Source organism: Duganella sp. GW821-FHT07G03 (assembly GCF_059418605.1).
Window position 1 is genome coordinate 47,571 of record NZ_JBWKQE010000029.1, and the last position, 15,082, is coordinate 62,652.

The following is a 15,082-nucleotide window of genomic DNA, read 5'->3' on the forward strand; positions in this document are numbered from 1 at the left end:
CTTTTTTTTATTTTTCTTCCGGTTATCCATGCGATCTACATTACAGTTCGGCCGATTCAACTATCCGTGGCGGGGCGACCGCGCCCGCGCCCGCGTGATGGGCATCCTCAACGTCACCCCTGATTCGTTTTCCGACGGCGGCCAGCACCAGTCGCTGGAATTCGCCATCTCCCATGCCGAGCAGATGATATTGGACGGTGTCGACATCATCGACGTCGGCGGCGAGTCCAGCCGCCCCGGCGCGCCGCCGCTGCCTTTGGCGCAGGAGCTGCAGCGTGTGATGCCGGTGCTGTACGCGCTGCGCGACCAGGGACCGGCCATCTCGGTCGATACCTACAAGCCAGAGGTGATGCGCGAAGCCATCATCGCCGGGGTCGACATGATCAACGATATCAACGGCTTCCGCGCGCCAGGCGCCATCGCTGCGGTGCGCGACAGCGACTGCGGCTTGTGTATCATGCACATGCAAAGCGACCCCCAGCATATGCAGCTGGCGCCCAGCTACGGCGACGTGGTGGCCGAAGTCAGCGGCTTCCTGCGCGAGCGCATCGAGGCGCTGACCGCGGCCGGCATTGATCCGCGTCGACTCTGCATCGATCCAGGTTTTGGATTTGGCAAGACTGTGGAGCATAATTACGCCTTGTTGAAAGCCACCGGACAGCTGATCGCCGAATTGGGCGTGCCGCTGCTGGCCGGCTTGTCGCGCAAGGCCATGGTGGGCGCGGTGACCGGCAAGCCGGTCGAGCAACGCATGGCCGGCAGCGTCGGCGGCGCGTTGGCGGCGGTGGCGCAGGGCGCGCTGATCGTGCGCGTGCACGATGTGGCGGAAACGGTGGATGCGCTAAAAGTATGGCAGGCAGGAACTAACCTACAACGATAAAGAGAATACACAATGTCACGTAAATATTTTGGAACTGATGGCATCCGCGGCCTGGTGGGCGTATCGCCGATCACGCCGGACTTCGTCATGCGCCTCGGCTATGCGGCCGGCAAGGTCTTGGCCAAGACCCGCAGCGGTTCGGTGCGTCCAACTGTCCTGATCGGCAAGGACACCCGCATTTCCGGCTACATGCTGGAAGCGGCGCTGGAGGCGGGCTTCTCGGCCGCCGGCGTCGACGTCATGCTGGCCGGTCCGATGCCGACTCCGGCCATCGCCTACCTGACGCGCGCGCTGCGCCTGTCGGCCGGCGTGGTGATTTCGGCATCGCACAACCCGTTCCAGGACAACGGCATCAAATTCTTCTCCGACCAGGGCACCAAGCTGCCCGATTCGGTGGAGCTGGAGATCGAGGCCGCGCTGGACGTGCCGATGGAGTGCGTGGCGTCGGAAAAGCTGGGCCGCGCCAAGCGCCTGGACGACGCCCACGGCCGCTACATCGAATTCTGCAAGAGCACCTTCCCGAACGAGCTGGACCTGCGCGGCCTGAAGCTGGTGGTCGATTGCGCCCACGGCGCCGCCTACAACATCGCCCCGCACGTGTTCCACGAACTGGGCGCTGAAGTGATCGCCATCGGCAACAAGCCGGACGGCTTCAACATCAACCTGGACCACGGCGCCACCGCGCCGGAGGCCATGGCCTCCGCCGTGCGCGCCCACGGCGCCGACCTCGGCATCGCGCTGGACGGCGACGCCGACCGCCTGATCATGTGCGACGCCAACGGCCGCCTGTACAACGGCGACGAGCTGCTGTACCTGATGGTCATGGATCGCCTGGCGACCGGCCCGGTGGCCGGCGCGGTCGGCACGCTGATGACCAATATGGCGGTCGAAGTGGCGCTGAAAGAGAAGGGCATCGGTTTCGCGCGCGCCAAGGTCGGCGATCGCTACGTTCTGGAAGTGATGAAGGACAAGGGCTGGCTGCTGGGCGGCGAGGGCTCCGGCCACCTGCTGTGCCTGGACAAGCACACCACCGGCGACGGCATCATCTCGGCGCTGCAAGTGCTGTCGGCGCTGAAGCGCGCCGGCAAATCGCTGGAGCAGTGCGCCGGCGAGCTGGTGATCTTCCCGCAGACGCTGGTCAACGTGCGCGTCTCGCCAGGCTTCGACTGGACCAAGAACGCGGCCATGGTGGCGGAAAAGGAACTGGTCGAGCGCGAGCTGGGCGACAGCGGCCGTGTGCTGATCCGCGCTTCCGGCACCGAACCCTTGATACGTGTGATGGTCGAAGCGCGTAACGCCAGCGATGCGCAGTCGATGGCGCACCGTATTGCGGACAAGGTGGAAGCCCAGCTGGCTGCATAAAATTTCAGCAGTGTAATAATTTCTTGGCCTCTCATTGACGTAGCGGGAGCCAAGCGTTAGAATACTGTCTTCGGAGTGTGGCGCAGCCCGGTAGCGCACCTGGTTTGGGACCAGGGGGTCCAAGGTTCGAATCCTTGTACTCCGACCAAGAACTTTTAAAACGGGTTGTCGAAAGACAGCCCGTTTTTCATATGTGCCGCTAGTGGTTAGAATACTGACTACATGAAAACCGCCTGTCGTTCAACGGATAGGACCTCGCTCTTCTAAAGCGATCATGGGGGTTCGATTCCCTCCGGGCGGACCATTCAGACTCCTCCAGGCCGTCATGGCTGCATCCTCCTGTTTCATCCCATTATCTCCCCAGCACCGCTATTCCCAATATACATGCGTCACCTTTATTGTGCGACATGCCGACGGCGCAGTGCGGCGTTAAACCGCGCGTATTATTGGTACACTGCGGTATCCGAAAATTCCGAGAGAAGAAAATGACAACCGGCACACTTCCTAATAATGCAACGACCGATGAGACTTGTTCATGGTTAAGTGAGCAGACTGGCACGCCGTGGAATCTGGCACGCTTGCTGGAAGCGGGTTTAACGCCTCATGTATGGCTGGATTATTCGGAAGAACATGCCGGCCTGTTCGCCGAGGGAATTACCCGGTATCCGGCACCAATATTCTTTGTTGAAGATACACAGCGACTGATCGCCGGCAGCGGCGACGTATTAATCCGCATGACACGGGATTCGGACCGGATTTCCTTTAAGCTCAAACCGCCGGGCATTACCATGCCTTTGGACGCCTTGCGTTTCTTTCAAAGGGATGTCGCAGCTCTATTGGAAAACATATTGAATCCGAAGGAGGAAGTCGTCGCGTCGCCGCCTAAGGAGATTCTGAAAGGAATCACGAAAGACGAAGTGCTGCGTGTATTCGGAGGCATGGCCAAGCTGGACCTGGAGAAATCCCTGCTCAGCGGTATAGGCATATTCGGCGATGACGGCGCCAGGGTGAGAAAGAATTCCCGCGCGGGGAAGAATACCCATTTGTGGAATCCGGTCACATTGGCGCTCGGATTGAATGATGTCTATCGCGTGCCGATGTCGCATCTGAAGAAGGCGTTCGCGACCCAACCGGATCTGCGTCCGTGGAAAGCCGCATGGCTGGAGTCGCTCGCCCTGCTGGGGGAGTAGAATTATGCCAACAATTAGCTTGTTCGCGCCGTTTTCTGGCGCGTAACCCTGGGAGCGTCGCATGGTCATCGATAGTCTGAACTTCACGCCCTGGTCGGCCTTGCTGGGCGGCGTATTCATCGGCGCGGCGGCAGCGCTGCTGATTTTGTTGAATGGCCGGATAGCCGGCATTAGCGGCGTGATTGGCGGCCTGTTGCGGCCGGTGCCGGGCGATATTCTCTGGCGTATTACTTTTGTCGCCGGCCTGATATTGGCGCCCTTGGTCTATGGCGTGTTTTACGCCTGGCCCCAGGCGCAGATCGATGCGGATTATGGCGTATTGATCGCTGCCGGTTTGCTGGTAGGCGTGGGTACCCGCTATGGATCGGGATGCACCAGCGGACATGGGGTTTGCGGAATATCCAGGCTATCCCCGCGGTCGATTGCGGCGACCGCCATCTTTACGGCGGCGGGTTTTATCAGCGTCTATTTAATGCGGCATATATGATGATTATCTCTTTTCTGTGCGGTTTATTGTTTGGCCTGGGCCTGATAGTTTCCGGCATGGCGAATCCCGCCAAAGTGCTGGGTTTCCTGGATTTGGCGGGCAACTGGGATCCATCGTTGATATTCGTGATGGGCGGCGCAATCGCCGTGGGTTTTCTGGCATTTTCTTATGCTGGCCGGCGTAAAACCACCTTGCGGGGAATGGAAATGAAGCTCCCCACCTCCGTTAAAATCGACCGCCGCCTGGTATTCGGTTCGATATTATTTGGCGCGGGCTGGGGAATTGCGGGATTTTGTCCCGGACCGGCATTGGTCGGCCTGGGCATGGGCTTGCCGAAGGCGATAGTATTCGTTTTGGCGATGCTGGCCGGGATGGGGATATTCGAACTGCTCGAACGCCGTCGCGGTGGATAACTCGACGCTGCGACAATTTTGCGCAGCGCCGATTTTCTTATCTGAAACAACCACTTAGCCCACGGCGGCCGGGCTTGTTAACAAGCTTATCCACAGAATTTGTTAACAACCGGCCGCCAGTCCTGTTTTACTTGCCCAATACCTGCACTTCGACGCCGGAATACATGGCCGGCGCGTGATATACGCGTTGCGTCGCCTTCTGGAAGTCCTCCGGCTTGGCCTTCGGAATATCCACGAAGGTCTGCGGATTCAAGTCCACCAGCGGGAACCAGGAGCTCTGGATCTGCACCATGATGCGGTGGCCGCGCCGGAAGGTGTGGTTGACGTCGCTCATGGCATAGTTGACCGCTTCCACCTTGCCGGGCGTGAACGGCTCCGGTTTCTCGAAGCTGTTGCGGAACTTGCCGCGCAGCGGGTCGCCGCGCACCAGTTGTTGATAACCTGCCATCGTCAACGTTGGTTTCGGCACGTCCGGGCCGCGCTCATCGTCCTCGCCCGCGCCCGGGTAGGCGGCCGGATAGACGTCGATCAGCTTGACCACCCAGTCGGCGTCGGTGCCGCTGGTGGAAACGAACAGCTTGGGCTTGACCGGGCCGGCCAGCGTGACGTCCTCTTCCAGCACCTCACTGCGATAGGTCAGGACGTCCGGCCGCGACGCGGCGAAGCGCTGGTCGCCGACCATGTATTCCTTGGGCGCCCCCTGTGCAGGATAGGCCGTGAACGGCACCGGCTTGCGTGGATCGGCCACATATTCGTCGTAGGCCTCGCCGGCGGCCGGCTGCTTCCAGGCCAGCGTACCGTTCGGTCCGAGGAACAGGGTGCGCGGCTGGGCTTGCTTAGGCGGCCAGGCGGCGTAGTTGCGCCACACATTGCTGCCGGTCTCGAAGGCATACACTTCCGACACATTCTTGTTGGCCACGCCTTTCAGGTGCTGTTCAAAGAAAGGGTAGAGAATGTTGCTGCGGAACTGTTCGCCGGTTTTGGCGTCAAACTTGACATAGCCCAGGCTCTTGCCGTCGGCGCGGCCCCAGGCGCCGTGCGACCACGGCCCCATCACCAGGCCATTGTAGATGCCGGGATTGTTGCGTTTGATGCTGCTGTAGGTGCTCAGCGGGCCTTGCAGGTCTTCGGCGTCATACCAGCCGCCCACGGTCAGCACGGCGGCCTTGATGTTCTTCAGGTGCGGCCCGATGTTGCGGGTTTTCCAGAATTCGTCGTAGGTCGAGTGTTCGATGGTGGGCAACAGCAGGGCGCGCTGTTTCGGCGTCATGGTGGCGGTGATATGGGACAGCGTCAGGTGCGACAGGAAGAACTCGTAGCCGTCGGCGGTGCCATAGTCGAAATGGTCCCAGGTCTTCGGCAGCGGCGTCGGATTTTCCGCTTCCACGAAGGCCGAGTAAAAATCGAAATTGCCAGCCAGCATGAAGGCGCCGCCGTGATAAGAGTCGTCGTTCATGTACAGGTCGGTCACCGGCGCCTGCGGCGACGCCGCCATGATCGCCGGGTGCGAATCGATGATGCTGGCCGACGTGTAGAAGCCGGGGTAGGAAGTGCCCAGGATGCCGACCTTGCCGTTGTGGTTGGCGACGTTCTTCAGCAGCCACTCGACGGTGTCGTGCATGTCCTCGCTCTCGTTGCCCTGGCCTTTGGCGCGGTTGGGGTTGACGTGCGGCGTCATCTCGATCCACTTGCCTTCGGACATGTAGCGGCCGCGCACATCCTGCTTGACGAAGATGTAGCCGCTGTCCTCGAAGTCCTGCGAAGGCCCGATGTGCTCGGGGTAGAAGTCCACGCCGTAGTGCAACTCGCCGCCCGACTGCACGCCCGCGCTGTACGGCGTGCGCTGGACCAGGAAGGGATAGCTCTTGCCGGCATCCTTGGGTACGTAGACGGCGGTGAACAGGCGCACGCCGTCGCGCATCGGGATGCGGAATTCGTACTTGGTGTAGTGTTCGCGCAGGCTGTATTTCGGCGCGGCGGCGGCATCGGCTGCGCCGGCATGGCAGGAAAGTCCGCCCAATATGAGGGCGAGGGCGAGGGCAGTAAGACGGGGTTTCATGATTTCCTTGTTAATGAAAAGTCAAACCCGCCCAGTGTAATGCCAGTGGATAACTTTTACTGCAACAAATTTGCGCAGCGAAAGTTTCCCCTTTCTAAACAGCCACTTGGCTACCGTGCTTGACGCTTGTTAACAGGCTTATCCACAGAATTTGTTAACAACCTGGCGGTCACAGCATTGGCAGCTTCAGCGAGTCGACCACCAGCCGTATCAGCCGCAAGCGGCCTTGCGTGTAGGGCGGGAAGAACAGCTTGATGAGCATCAGCGGCGACGCGCGCAGCACCGCTCGTTCGTGCGAGAAGGTCTTGAATCCGTATTCACCGTGGGCGCTGCCCATGCCGGAATTGTTGACGCCGCCAAAAGGCAGGTTGCCATGTGCGAAATGCGCGACGCAGTGATTGACGCAGGCCCCGCCCGAGCTGGTTTGCTTCAGCATCTTGTCGATGTTGGCCTGGCGCGTGCTCCACACGTACAAGGCCAGCGGCTTGGGCGCGGCGTTGATGGCGGCGATCACCTGGTCCAGCTCGCGGTATTCGATGATGGGCAGCAGCGGGCCGAAGATTTCCTCCGACAGGATGGCCGCGCCGGCCGGAATCTGTTCGATCAGCGTCGGCGCGATATAGCATTGCGCCTCGTCGACCTCGCCGCCGGTGTGCACCACCGCGCCGCGCCGCACCGCGTCCGCCAGCAGTCCGGCCAGCCGCTGCGTATGGCGCTGGTTGACCACGCGGGTCAGGTCGGGGCTGCGTTTTTGCGCCGCCGCGTCGGCGCCGTAGCGCTGTTGCAGCACGTGGCGACAGGCGGCGACAAACCCGGCCTTGACGCTGGCGTGCACGTACACGTGATCGGGCGCCACGCAGGTCTGGCCGTTGTTGAGGAACTTTCCCCACATCAGTGTTTCCGCCGCCAGCTTCAGATTGGCGGTTTCATCGACGATGGTCGGCGACTTGCCGCCCAGCTCCAGCGTCACGCTGGCCAAATGCTGGGCGGCGGCGGCCATCACCAGCTTGCCCACCGATGGCGAACCGGTGAAGAAAATATGATCGAAGGGCAGCTGGAGCAGGGCGTGCGAAGTGGGTTGGCTGCCTTCGAACAGCGCCACCTCGTCGGTCTTGAACACCTCGGCGATGATGCGCGCCATCAGTGCGGACACGGCCGGCGTCATCTCGGACGGCTTGATGATCGCCGTGTTGCCGGCGGCCAGCGCCGACACCAGCGGACCGAAACACAAACTGAGCGGATAGTTCCACGGCGCGATGATCAGCACCCGTCCGCGCGGCTGGTATTGCACCGAGGCGTAAGTGCCCAGCATGGTGGTGGTGGGCCAGTGGCGGCGCGGCTTCATCCAGCGCTTGAGGGCGCCCAGCACCTGGCGGATTTCCTCCATCACCGGCAGCAATTCGGACGCTTCGACCTCGGCCGGCGACTTGCGGTAGTCGCGCTGGAAGGCTACATACAACGCCTCGCGCTGCGCCATCAGCGCATCGCGCAGACGCGTGACGCGGGCGATGCGCTCGGCCGCGTTCGATGCGCGCCAGCGCAGCGCGGTGGCCTGCTGGGCGTCGAACGCCGTCCTGATCTGCTGCACGTCCGCTTCGCTCATCGCCGTTGTCCCCGTCTGTCTATGTTGGAGGACCATTATTGCTGCAATTTTTGCAGCAAGCAAGCGCTTGATTAGTATGATCTATCGGGCGTGGCGCGCCGTCCAAACGGCCTACAATGCGGCGTATGAAGACGCTGCGTGTATTGCTGCTGGGACCGGCGTTGTGCTGGCTGTTGGCCGCGCACGCACAGGCTGCGGCGCCCGAAAAGCAGACTCAGGCGGAAGAGGCCGCAGCGCGCAAGATGGCGCCATCGGGCCATCATCTGGACCGCTCCGGCAAAACCCGCAAGGGCAAGGCTTCCTACTATGGTCGTCGTTTCCGCGGCAAGAAAATGGCGAACGGCGAAACCATGAAGCCCGACAGCAACGCCGCCGCCAGCAAGACGCTGCCGGTGGGTACGGTCGCCAAAGTCACCAATCTGGACAACAACAAGAGCGAGGTCGTGGTGGTCAAGGACCGCGGCCCGTATGTCGATGGCCGCATCATCGACGTCACTCCCAAGACCGCCGACAAGCTCGACATGAAGGAGGAGGGGGTGGCGCCGGTGGCCGTCACGCCGCTCAAGTTGCCGCCCAAGACCGAGGCCGCATCAGCCCCGCCCGAGAAATCGCACTAGGCCGGCGCGATGCTGTCGATCAGCGCGCCATGAACATCTTCGGCAGCAGCGGATTGATGTCTTTTTTCAGGAACGTCGGTAGGTAGGGATCGTTGTGAAAGGACAAGGATGCATAGAATTTTTCGGTGCCGTTGGCTGCCTGCAAGACCAAGCGGCGTATGCCGAAGCCGTTGCAATATTGTTCGATGCGATGCATAAACCAGCGGCCCACCCCTTGCGACCGGTATTTGCTGCGGACAATGAACTCGCTGACGGCGCAGAATTCAGGCGGCGCCAGCTCCAGCCGCGCGATGGCGATTTGCTTGCCGTTCGTTTCCACGCTGACCCACACGACCTTGCCGCGTGCATCATGCGGGAATTCAGGGTTCGACGGCCAGTTGGCGTCCTGGCGGTAGGCATGCAGCACTTTGGCTGGGATCGCTGACTTGAGGGGGACGAATTGTAATTCCAGGGGCATAAGTGTTACAGGCTAAGGGAATCACTTAGCTTGAGGCGTGCACGATTGGAATGCAAGCAAAGATTTGTATAAATTGTTGCCTCAGCCGGGGCGAAAGCGTTCGAGCATGGCCTGGATCTCGCCGCGCCGCTTCAGCGTCTGGATCGCTTTGTCCAGCGTCGGCAAGTTCAGCTTGCCGCCCCGCGGCAGCGCGCAATAGGTGTCGAAGGAAGTGACTTTGAATGCCACCGGATTGAGCAGGGCCCGTTCCGGATGCACCTTGCGCTGATAATCGAAATACAGCGAATTGGTCAGCATGTAGACAAAGCGCTTGCGCAACAGCTTGGACAGGTTGAGGTCGTCGCTGGCGGCGTCGTCGCGGAGGAATTCCTCGCCCAACGGCTGTTCCAGATGGGCATAGCGGTAGCCGAGTATGGTGCCAATGCGCTGCCGCCGCAATTCGCTCACGCGGCGCAGGGCCGCCGTATCGATGCGCGTGGTGACGATCTCGTTGTTGGTGAAAATCGCCTCCGACCACAGCCAGTCTTTGCCGTCCAGCCACTCCGGCCGCAGGTCGCACAGGATGTCGGCCTGGCCGCCGGCCAGCGGCGTTTCCACCCGCTTGCGCGGCACGGCCAGGTAGCGCGGCGTCAGGTGCAGCTCGCGCGCCAGGGCGTCGCCGAATTCCTTGAGCAAGCCACCCACCAGGACGCCGTCGCGGATGTCCGTCATCGGCATCGCGCTGCCCATGGAGACCACATAGACCAGTTCCTCGGCGCGGGCCGGGGCCGCCAGCAGCAAGCCGGCCAAAAATAAGGAAATCAATCTCATATGGCTATCATACCGGTCGCCCGGGCAGGCGCCAGGGCCATGTGCGAAAATGCGCCACCGGCGCGCCTGCGTCATTCGGAGCCACCATGGAAGACCGCTATTTCTATCAACCCGCATTGGGCCACGGCCTGCCGCATGATCCCTTCAACGCCATCGTCGGGCCGCGCCCGATCGGCTGGATTTCTTCGCGCAGCGCCGATGGTGCGCTGAACCTGGCGCCCTACAGTTTCTTTAACGCTTTCAATTACACGCCGCCGCTGATCGGGTTTTCCAGCCAGCGCCGCAAGGACACGCTGCGCAACATCGAGCAGACCGGTGAGTTTGTGTGGAACCTGGCAACGCGGCCGCTGGCCGAGGCGATGAACGCCAGTTGCGCGCCGGCGCCGCCGGAAGTGGACGAGTTCGCGCTGGCCGGCCTGACGCCGGCCGCGTCGACCATCGTCGCCGTGCCGCGCGTGGCGGAAAGTCCGGTGGCCTTCGAATGCAAGTGTACGCAGATCATCCGCCTGCAAGACGCGTCCGGCGCGCCGACCGACGGCTGGCTGATCATGGGGGAAGTGGTGGGGGTGCACATCGCGCACAGTTCGCTGCGCGACGGCGTGTACGACACGGCGGGCTCGCAGACCATACTGCGTGGCGGCGGCCCGGCCGATTATTTCGAGATCACGCGGGATAGCCTGTTCCGCATGCGGCGGCCAGACTATCCCTCGGCGGATCAGTAGCTGTAGAACATGCGCTGGATTTCCTTGCTGTCGCTGGTCTTGGTCAGCGCCAGCATCAGCAGGATGCGTGCCTTTTGCGGGTTCAGCGTATCGGACACCACGAAGTCCAGTTCATCGTCATTGGCTTCGCCGTTGCGGGCCACGATGCCCTGGCCGACGCGGGCCGAGCGCACGATCAGCACGCCCTGCTTGCGGGCCGCGGTCAGCGAAGGCAAGACCTTCGACGCCAGGCTGCCGTCGCCGACGCCGGCGTGGATGATGCCCTTGGCGCCGGCGGCCACCAACGCATTCAGCGCGACCGGGCCGACGTTGGCGTAGCCGTAGACGATGTCGACCTGCGGCAACGCGTCCAGCTTGCTGATGTCAAACTCGGTGTCGACCGTGTGCTTGCGGGTCGACGCATGGTAGAAGTAAGGCTTGTTGCCCTGGAAGTAGCCCAGCATGCCCAGTTCCGGCGTCTTGAAGCTGTCCGGGGTCGAGGTGTTGGTCTTGGTCACATCGCGGGCGCCGTGGATCTGGTCGTTCATCGCGACCAGCACGCCCTTGCCGACGGCTTCCTGGCTGGCGGCCAGCAGCACCGCGTTGTACAGGTTGATCGGGCCGTCAGCCGACAGCGCGGTGCCCGGACGCATGGCGCCCACCAGCACGACCGGCTTCTTGCTCTTGACGACCAGGTCCAGGAAATAGGCGGTTTCTTCCAGCGTATCGGTGCCGTGGGTGATCACGATGCCGTCGACATCGGGCTGGGCCAGCAGCACGTTGACGCGCTTGGCCAGGGTCAGCCAATGCTCGTTGCTCATGTTTTCGCTGGCGATCTGGAACACCTGCTCACCCTTGACCTGGGCCACCTTGGCCAGTTCCGGCACGGCCTGGATCAGGCGCTCGACCCCGACCGTGGCGGCGGTGTAGCCGACCGTGGTGGTGCTGGTGGCGCCGCTGCCGGCGATGGTGCCGCCGGTGGCCAGGATGGTGACATGCGCCAGCGGGGCGGCGGCTTTTTCAGCTGCCCCGGCATAGGCGCTGAGCAACATCGCGCAAGCCAACATTGCTTTGAGGAACCGTGCGGGGATGGGGTGCGTCATGCGATCTCCTGATCTAGTCGTTAAGCTTGGGATAGTAACAAATAGCCCGGCTGTCAACAATGCGTACCGTTGCCGCGTTATGGGTGGTGTGAGATGATGTTGCTATAGATAATTGCTGTAAGAAAATTAAAAAAGAGAAAACATTATGATTTTTGCTAACACCACGCGCAGGGTCGCGGTGCTGGCGCTGATGGCCGTGTTGGCCGCCTGCGGCAAGAGCGCGGCGGAAAAGCGGCAGGAAGAAGCCGCGACGCTGACCAGTTTGGGCGAGAAGTATGTGAAGGAAAAGGTGCGCGAACCGTCGACGGCGATGTTCCGCAACCAGGTGGTCGGCAAGGGTGGCGCCACCTGCGGCGAGTTCAACGCCAAGGACGCCTTCGGCGCCTACATCGGCTACCAGCGCTACATCTCGGTGGCGCGCGACCTGACCTTGCTGGCGCAGGACGTGTCGCCCGCCGAGTTCGAGCAAAACTGGAACCAGCTGTGCCGCTAGCCCGGTCTGCCGCCTTGCGCAATTGGCGCTATCATGGCCGGATACTGACTGAGGACACGCATGGGCATGGAACCAAGTAGCGCGGGAGGCAAGGGCGAACTCCCGATCGCGGTATCGACCGATATCGCCAACCGCCTGCACCAGATCCTGCCGACGCTGAGCGTGGCGGAATTCGAACTGCTCAGCCGCTACGGCGAGCGCCAAAACTTCAAGGCCGGCGACATCCTGTTCAAGCAGGGCGACCGCCATATTTCGATGTACGTCATCATCACCGGCGCGCTGGAGATCGAACGCGCCTCGGCGCTCGGCACGGCCATCCTCAGCACCCACGGCCCCGGCATGTTCACCGGCGAGATGGGCACGCTGGCCGGCCGCGCGGCCGTCGCCACCGGCCGCGCCACCGCCGACAGCGAGATGATCGTCATCAGCGAGGAATCCCTGCGCACGCTGGTGATCTCGGAAGCGGCGCTGAGCGAAACCATCATGCGCGCCTACATCCTGCGGCGCGTGGCCTACATGCAGGACCAGGCCGGCGGCGTGGTGGTGTTCGGCGCCCGCCATTCGCAGCCGACGCTGGTGCTGCGCCACTTCCTGACCCGCAACGGCCAGCCCACCGCCTACTTCGACGTCGAGCTGCACACCGAAACGGCGGCGCTGATGGAACGCTTCGGCGTCACCGAGGCCGACATCCCGGCCGTCGTCACGCCGTCCGGCGAAGTGCTGCGCCAGCCGACCTTGCGCCAGGTGGCCGACGGCATCGGCCTCAGTTCCGACAACATCGACGGCCGCACCTTCGACCTGGTGGTGGTCGGCGCCGGCCCGGCCGGACTGGCGGCGGCCGTGTACGCGGCGTCGGAAGGGCTGAGCGTGGCGGTGCTCGATTCCAAGGCGCCCGGCGGCCAGGCCGGCTCCAGCTCCAAGATCGAAAACTATTTCGGCTTTCCGACTGGGGTTTCCGGCCAGGCGCTGGCAGGGCGCGGGTTATCGCAGGCGCGCAAGTTCGGCGCCGAAGTGGCGGTGCCGGCGTGCGTCAGTTCCGTCAATTGCGAGGGGCAGGATTTCGAGATCGCCATCGACAGCGGCGAGCGCCTGCGGGCGCGATCCATTGTCGTCGCCACCGGCGCGCGCTACCGCAAGCCGGACTTGCCGGGACTGGAGCGCTTTGAAGGCCGGGGCGTCTACTACAGCGCCTCGTTCATGGAGGCCACTTTCTGCGCCAACGAGGAAGTGGTGATCGTCGGCGGCGGCAATTCGGCCGGACAGGCGGCGGTGTTCCTGGCCGCGCACGCCAGGCACGTGCACATCGTGGTGCGCGCCGACGGCCTGGCCGTCAGCATGTCGCGCTACCTGATCCAGCGCATCGAGGCCGCGCCCAACATCACGCTGCACACGCGCAAGCAGATCGTCGAACTGCAGGGCGAAGACAAGCTGGAACACATCTGCTGGCAAACGGCCGGCGGCGAAGTGAAGACCGCGCCGGCGCGCCATTTGTTCCTGTTCCTCGGCGCCGAGCCGAACACCGCCTGGCTGGGTGATTGCGTGGCGCTGGACGACAAGCATTTCGTGCTGACCGGGCCGCAGGTGCCGGCGGCGGCGTGGCCGCTGGAACGCAGCCCGCACTTCCTGGAAACCAGCCGGCCGCGCATCTTCGCCGTCGGCGATGTGCGCAGCGGCTCGGTCAAGCGGGTGGCGGCGGCGGTGGGCGAAGGCTCGGCGGCGGTGCAGTCGTTGCACCAGGTGCTGGCCTCCGACTGATCACACGCTGCGCAGCGGCTTGCTGTGCCGCGTGGAGCGGCGGATCGCAGGGTGTTTGCCCGGCGCGTGCGTCAGTGCCTCCAGCGCGCGGTCGTAGCCGTACTGCCACTGGTCGTTCATGTGCTGGACGAAGGTGTCGTAGGTCGGCGGCATCGCCAGCTCGATGCGGTTGCGGCGCCAGTCCAGCTTTTGCTGCAACTGCTGCTTGGCCAGCACCAGCGACACGTCCGAAGTGTCGATGCGCATGTCGGCCAGGTGGGTGTTGGCGTAGCGCAGGCGCGCATTGCCGTCGATGCCCAGCACCGAGCGCCAGGCGGGAATCGCAAACACCTGGTCGAAGGCTTCCTTGAACTCCATGACCACCTCCGCGCCCAGCCGGCGCGCGATCTCCACCGGGAACAGATCCAGCACGCCGCCGATGTACTCCTGGCCGCGATGCTGCTGGCAGCGGAAGTAGATCATGTCGGCGATGGAGATGCGGGCGGCGTCGGTCAGCGGCACGCTGCCGTCGACCAGCAGCTCGTGCGCGACCGCGTGCTGGCCCCAGCGGGTGTCGCTCAGCGGCGATTTCATATTGTGCAGCAGCGCCGCGGCGTGCTCGCCGCAGAACACCGTTTGCGCAAACAGCTTGCGTCCCGCGCGCGGCTGGCCGACCTGCGTTTCGTCGAACAGCAGCTTGCCGCCGATGATGGCCACGTCCACGTCCGGCGTGCCGGTGGCGGGCGGGAAGGGCAGCTGCGGCGGAATCTCGAACAGATAATCGCCAAACAGGTCGGGGATCACCGGCGCGCGGGCGGTCGACAGCTTGCGCTTGGCGGCGCGCATCAAGCTGCCCATCAGGTCCGCGCGCTGGGTCGATTTCAGGCTGCACCAGAACTGGTACATCTCCGGCGACGACAGCCAGGCGCGTTGCGCTTGCGGGTCGGGCAGGTTGTGGATGATGGTGGCGGCGATCGCGCCGCCGCAGCTGGCCAGCAGCACATCGGGAGCGCGCCCCGCCTGCCGCAGCGCGGCGTACATGCCGATGTAGATGCCAAAACGGAAACCGCCCCCGCCCAGCACCATGCAGCGTTTATACGGTTTATACGATTGTTGCCAAGATTGAATTTGTGCTTGCGTCATAAATCGAACCATACCACAGATGATCCAGGC

15 protein-coding genes and 2 tRNA genes are annotated in these 15,082 nt (G+C 62.9%); 11 read left to right on the forward strand and 6 right to left on the reverse strand.

Features of this window, described 5'->3' with window-relative positions:
• The first annotated feature begins 28 nt into the window (after nt 1-28).
• The 7 genes from folP (at nt 29) to AC07OK_RS27190 (ending at nt 4,332) form a co-directional block, all read left to right on the forward strand.
• Nucleotides 29-880 carry a dihydropteroate synthase gene (folP, locus tag AC07OK_RS27160; protein WP_494693183.1) on the forward strand — a complete coding sequence of 284 codons (852 nt, stop codon included), beginning with the start codon at nt 29-31 and terminating at the stop codon, nt 878-880.
• Nucleotides 881-892: 12 nt separating this feature from the next.
• Entirely contained in the window at nt 893-2,242 is a 1,350-nt protein-coding gene (glmM, locus tag AC07OK_RS27165) for a phosphoglucosamine mutase (RefSeq protein WP_494693184.1), read from the forward strand.
• A 71-nt stretch (nt 2,243-2,313) separates the two neighbouring features.
• Nucleotides 2,314-2,390 (forward strand) — tRNA-Pro (locus AC07OK_RS27170).
• An 81-nt stretch (nt 2,391-2,471) separates the two neighbouring features.
• Nucleotides 2,472-2,546 (forward strand) — tRNA-Arg (locus AC07OK_RS27175).
• Between the two features lie 181 nt (nt 2,547-2,727).
• A complete protein-coding gene (locus AC07OK_RS27180) occupies nt 2,728-3,432 on the forward strand; it encodes a hypothetical protein (RefSeq protein ID WP_494693185.1) in 705 nt (234 codons plus the stop codon).
• Nucleotides 3,433-3,493: 61 nt separating this feature from the next.
• Nucleotides 3,494-3,919 (forward strand): YeeE/YedE family protein, encoded by a 426-nt coding sequence (locus tag AC07OK_RS27185; protein WP_494693186.1) that lies wholly within the window; start codon nt 3,494-3,496, stop codon nt 3,917-3,919.
• Entirely contained in the window at nt 3,919-4,332 is a 414-nt protein-coding gene (locus tag AC07OK_RS27190) for a DUF6691 family protein (RefSeq protein ID WP_494693219.1), read from the forward strand. Before AC07OK_RS27185 ends, AC07OK_RS27190 begins: the two co-directional genes overlap by 1 nt.
• 127 nt (nt 4,333-4,459) lie before the next feature.
• On the opposite strand, the gene AC07OK_RS27195 is transcribed toward AC07OK_RS27190, so the two are convergent.
• Nucleotides 4,460-6,391 (reverse strand): CocE/NonD family hydrolase, encoded by a 1,932-nt coding sequence (locus tag AC07OK_RS27195; RefSeq protein WP_494693187.1) that lies wholly within the window; start codon nt 6,389-6,391, stop codon nt 4,460-4,462.
• Nucleotides 6,392-6,560: 169 nt separating this feature from the next.
• Complete coding sequence (locus AC07OK_RS27200; RefSeq protein ID WP_494693188.1) at nt 6,561-7,994, reverse strand: aldehyde dehydrogenase family protein; 1,434 nt, start codon at nt 7,992-7,994, stop codon at nt 6,561-6,563.
• 125 nt (nt 7,995-8,119) lie between these two features.
• Between AC07OK_RS27200 and AC07OK_RS27205 the strand changes: the two genes are divergently transcribed.
• Entirely contained in the window at nt 8,120-8,611 is a 492-nt protein-coding gene (locus tag AC07OK_RS27205) for a septal ring lytic transglycosylase RlpA family protein (RefSeq protein WP_494693189.1), read from the forward strand.
• A 19-nt stretch (nt 8,612-8,630) separates the two neighbouring features.
• Here the strand turns inward: AC07OK_RS27205 and AC07OK_RS27210 are convergent, their stop codons facing one another.
• The gene (locus AC07OK_RS27210; RefSeq protein ID WP_494693190.1) at nt 8,631-9,068 is read right to left on the reverse strand and encodes a GNAT family N-acetyltransferase; all 438 of its coding nucleotides are present in this window, start codon (nt 9,066-9,068) and stop codon (nt 8,631-8,633) included.
• Between the two features lie 81 nt (nt 9,069-9,149).
• A complete protein-coding gene (locus tag AC07OK_RS27215) occupies nt 9,150-9,878 on the reverse strand; it encodes a substrate-binding periplasmic protein (RefSeq protein ID WP_494693191.1) in 729 nt (242 codons plus the stop codon).
• Between the two features lie 86 nt (nt 9,879-9,964).
• Between AC07OK_RS27215 and AC07OK_RS27220 the strand changes: the two genes are divergently transcribed.
• Entirely contained in the window at nt 9,965-10,600 is a 636-nt protein-coding gene (locus tag AC07OK_RS27220; protein ID WP_494693192.1) for a flavin reductase family protein, read from the forward strand.
• On the opposite strand, the gene AC07OK_RS27225 is transcribed toward AC07OK_RS27220, so the two are convergent.
• A complete protein-coding gene (locus AC07OK_RS27225; RefSeq protein ID WP_494693193.1) occupies nt 10,594-11,682 on the reverse strand; it encodes a type II asparaginase in 1,089 nt (362 codons plus the stop codon). The genes AC07OK_RS27220 and AC07OK_RS27225 overlap by 7 nt on opposite strands.
• A gap of 145 nt (nt 11,683-11,827) precedes the next feature.
• On the opposite strand from AC07OK_RS27225, the gene AC07OK_RS27230 reads away from it, so the two are divergent.
• Together AC07OK_RS27230 and AC07OK_RS27235 are read left to right on the forward strand one after the other, a co-directional pair.
• Complete coding sequence (locus AC07OK_RS27230) at nt 11,828-12,175, forward strand: hypothetical protein (protein WP_217946273.1); 348 nt, start codon at nt 11,828-11,830, stop codon at nt 12,173-12,175.
• Between the two features lie 60 nt (nt 12,176-12,235).
• Nucleotides 12,236-13,930, forward strand: coding sequence for an FAD-dependent oxidoreductase (locus AC07OK_RS27235; RefSeq protein ID WP_494693194.1), 1,695 nt, complete (start codon nt 12,236-12,238; stop codon nt 13,928-13,930).
• Here the strand turns inward: AC07OK_RS27235 and AC07OK_RS27240 are convergent, their stop codons facing one another.
• Complete coding sequence (locus AC07OK_RS27240; protein ID WP_494693195.1) at nt 13,931-14,995, reverse strand: patatin-like phospholipase family protein; 1,065 nt, start codon at nt 14,993-14,995, stop codon at nt 13,931-13,933. It lies immediately after the preceding gene.
• Nucleotides 14,996-15,082 lie beyond the last annotated feature (87 nt).

Bases quoted from the DNA above. Each gene is read 5' to 3' on its own strand.
- AC07OK_RS27200 (WP_494693188.1), bottom strand. From the start codon at position 7,994: ATGAGCGAAGCGGACGTGCAGCAGATCAGGACGGCGTTCGACGCCCAG.
- AC07OK_RS27190 (WP_494693219.1), top strand. From the start codon at position 3,919: ATGATTATCTCTTTTCTGTGCGGTTTATTGTTTGGCCTGGGCCTGATA.
- AC07OK_RS27225 (WP_494693193.1), bottom strand. From the start codon at position 11,682: ATGACGCACCCCATCCCCGCACGGTTCCTCAAAGCAATGTTGGCTTGC.
- AC07OK_RS27220 (WP_494693192.1), top strand. From the start codon at position 9,965: ATGGAAGACCGCTATTTCTATCAACCCGCATTGGGCCACGGCCTGCCG.
- AC07OK_RS27195 (WP_494693187.1), bottom strand. From the start codon at position 6,391: ATGAAACCCCGTCTTACTGCCCTCGCCCTCGCCCTCATATTGGGCGGA.
- AC07OK_RS27185 (WP_494693186.1), top strand. From the start codon at position 3,494: ATGGTCATCGATAGTCTGAACTTCACGCCCTGGTCGGCCTTGCTGGGC.
- AC07OK_RS27215 (WP_494693191.1), bottom strand. From the start codon at position 9,878: ATGAGATTGATTTCCTTATTTTTGGCCGGCTTGCTGCTGGCGGCCCCG.
- glmM (WP_494693184.1), top strand. From the start codon at position 893: ATGTCACGTAAATATTTTGGAACTGATGGCATCCGCGGCCTGGTGGGC.
- AC07OK_RS27230 (WP_217946273.1), top strand. From the start codon at position 11,828: ATGATTTTTGCTAACACCACGCGCAGGGTCGCGGTGCTGGCGCTGATG.
- AC07OK_RS27180 (WP_494693185.1), top strand. From the start codon at position 2,728: ATGACAACCGGCACACTTCCTAATAATGCAACGACCGATGAGACTTGT.
- folP (WP_494693183.1), top strand. From the start codon at position 29: ATGCGATCTACATTACAGTTCGGCCGATTCAACTATCCGTGGCGGGGC.
- AC07OK_RS27235 (WP_494693194.1), top strand. From the start codon at position 12,236: ATGGGCATGGAACCAAGTAGCGCGGGAGGCAAGGGCGAACTCCCGATC.
- AC07OK_RS27210 (WP_494693190.1), bottom strand. From the start codon at position 9,068: ATGCCCCTGGAATTACAATTCGTCCCCCTCAAGTCAGCGATCCCAGCC.
- AC07OK_RS27240 (WP_494693195.1), bottom strand. From the start codon at position 14,995: ATGGTGCTGGGCGGGGGCGGTTTCCGTTTTGGCATCTACATCGGCATG.
- AC07OK_RS27205 (WP_494693189.1), top strand. From the start codon at position 8,120: ATGAAGACGCTGCGTGTATTGCTGCTGGGACCGGCGTTGTGCTGGCTG.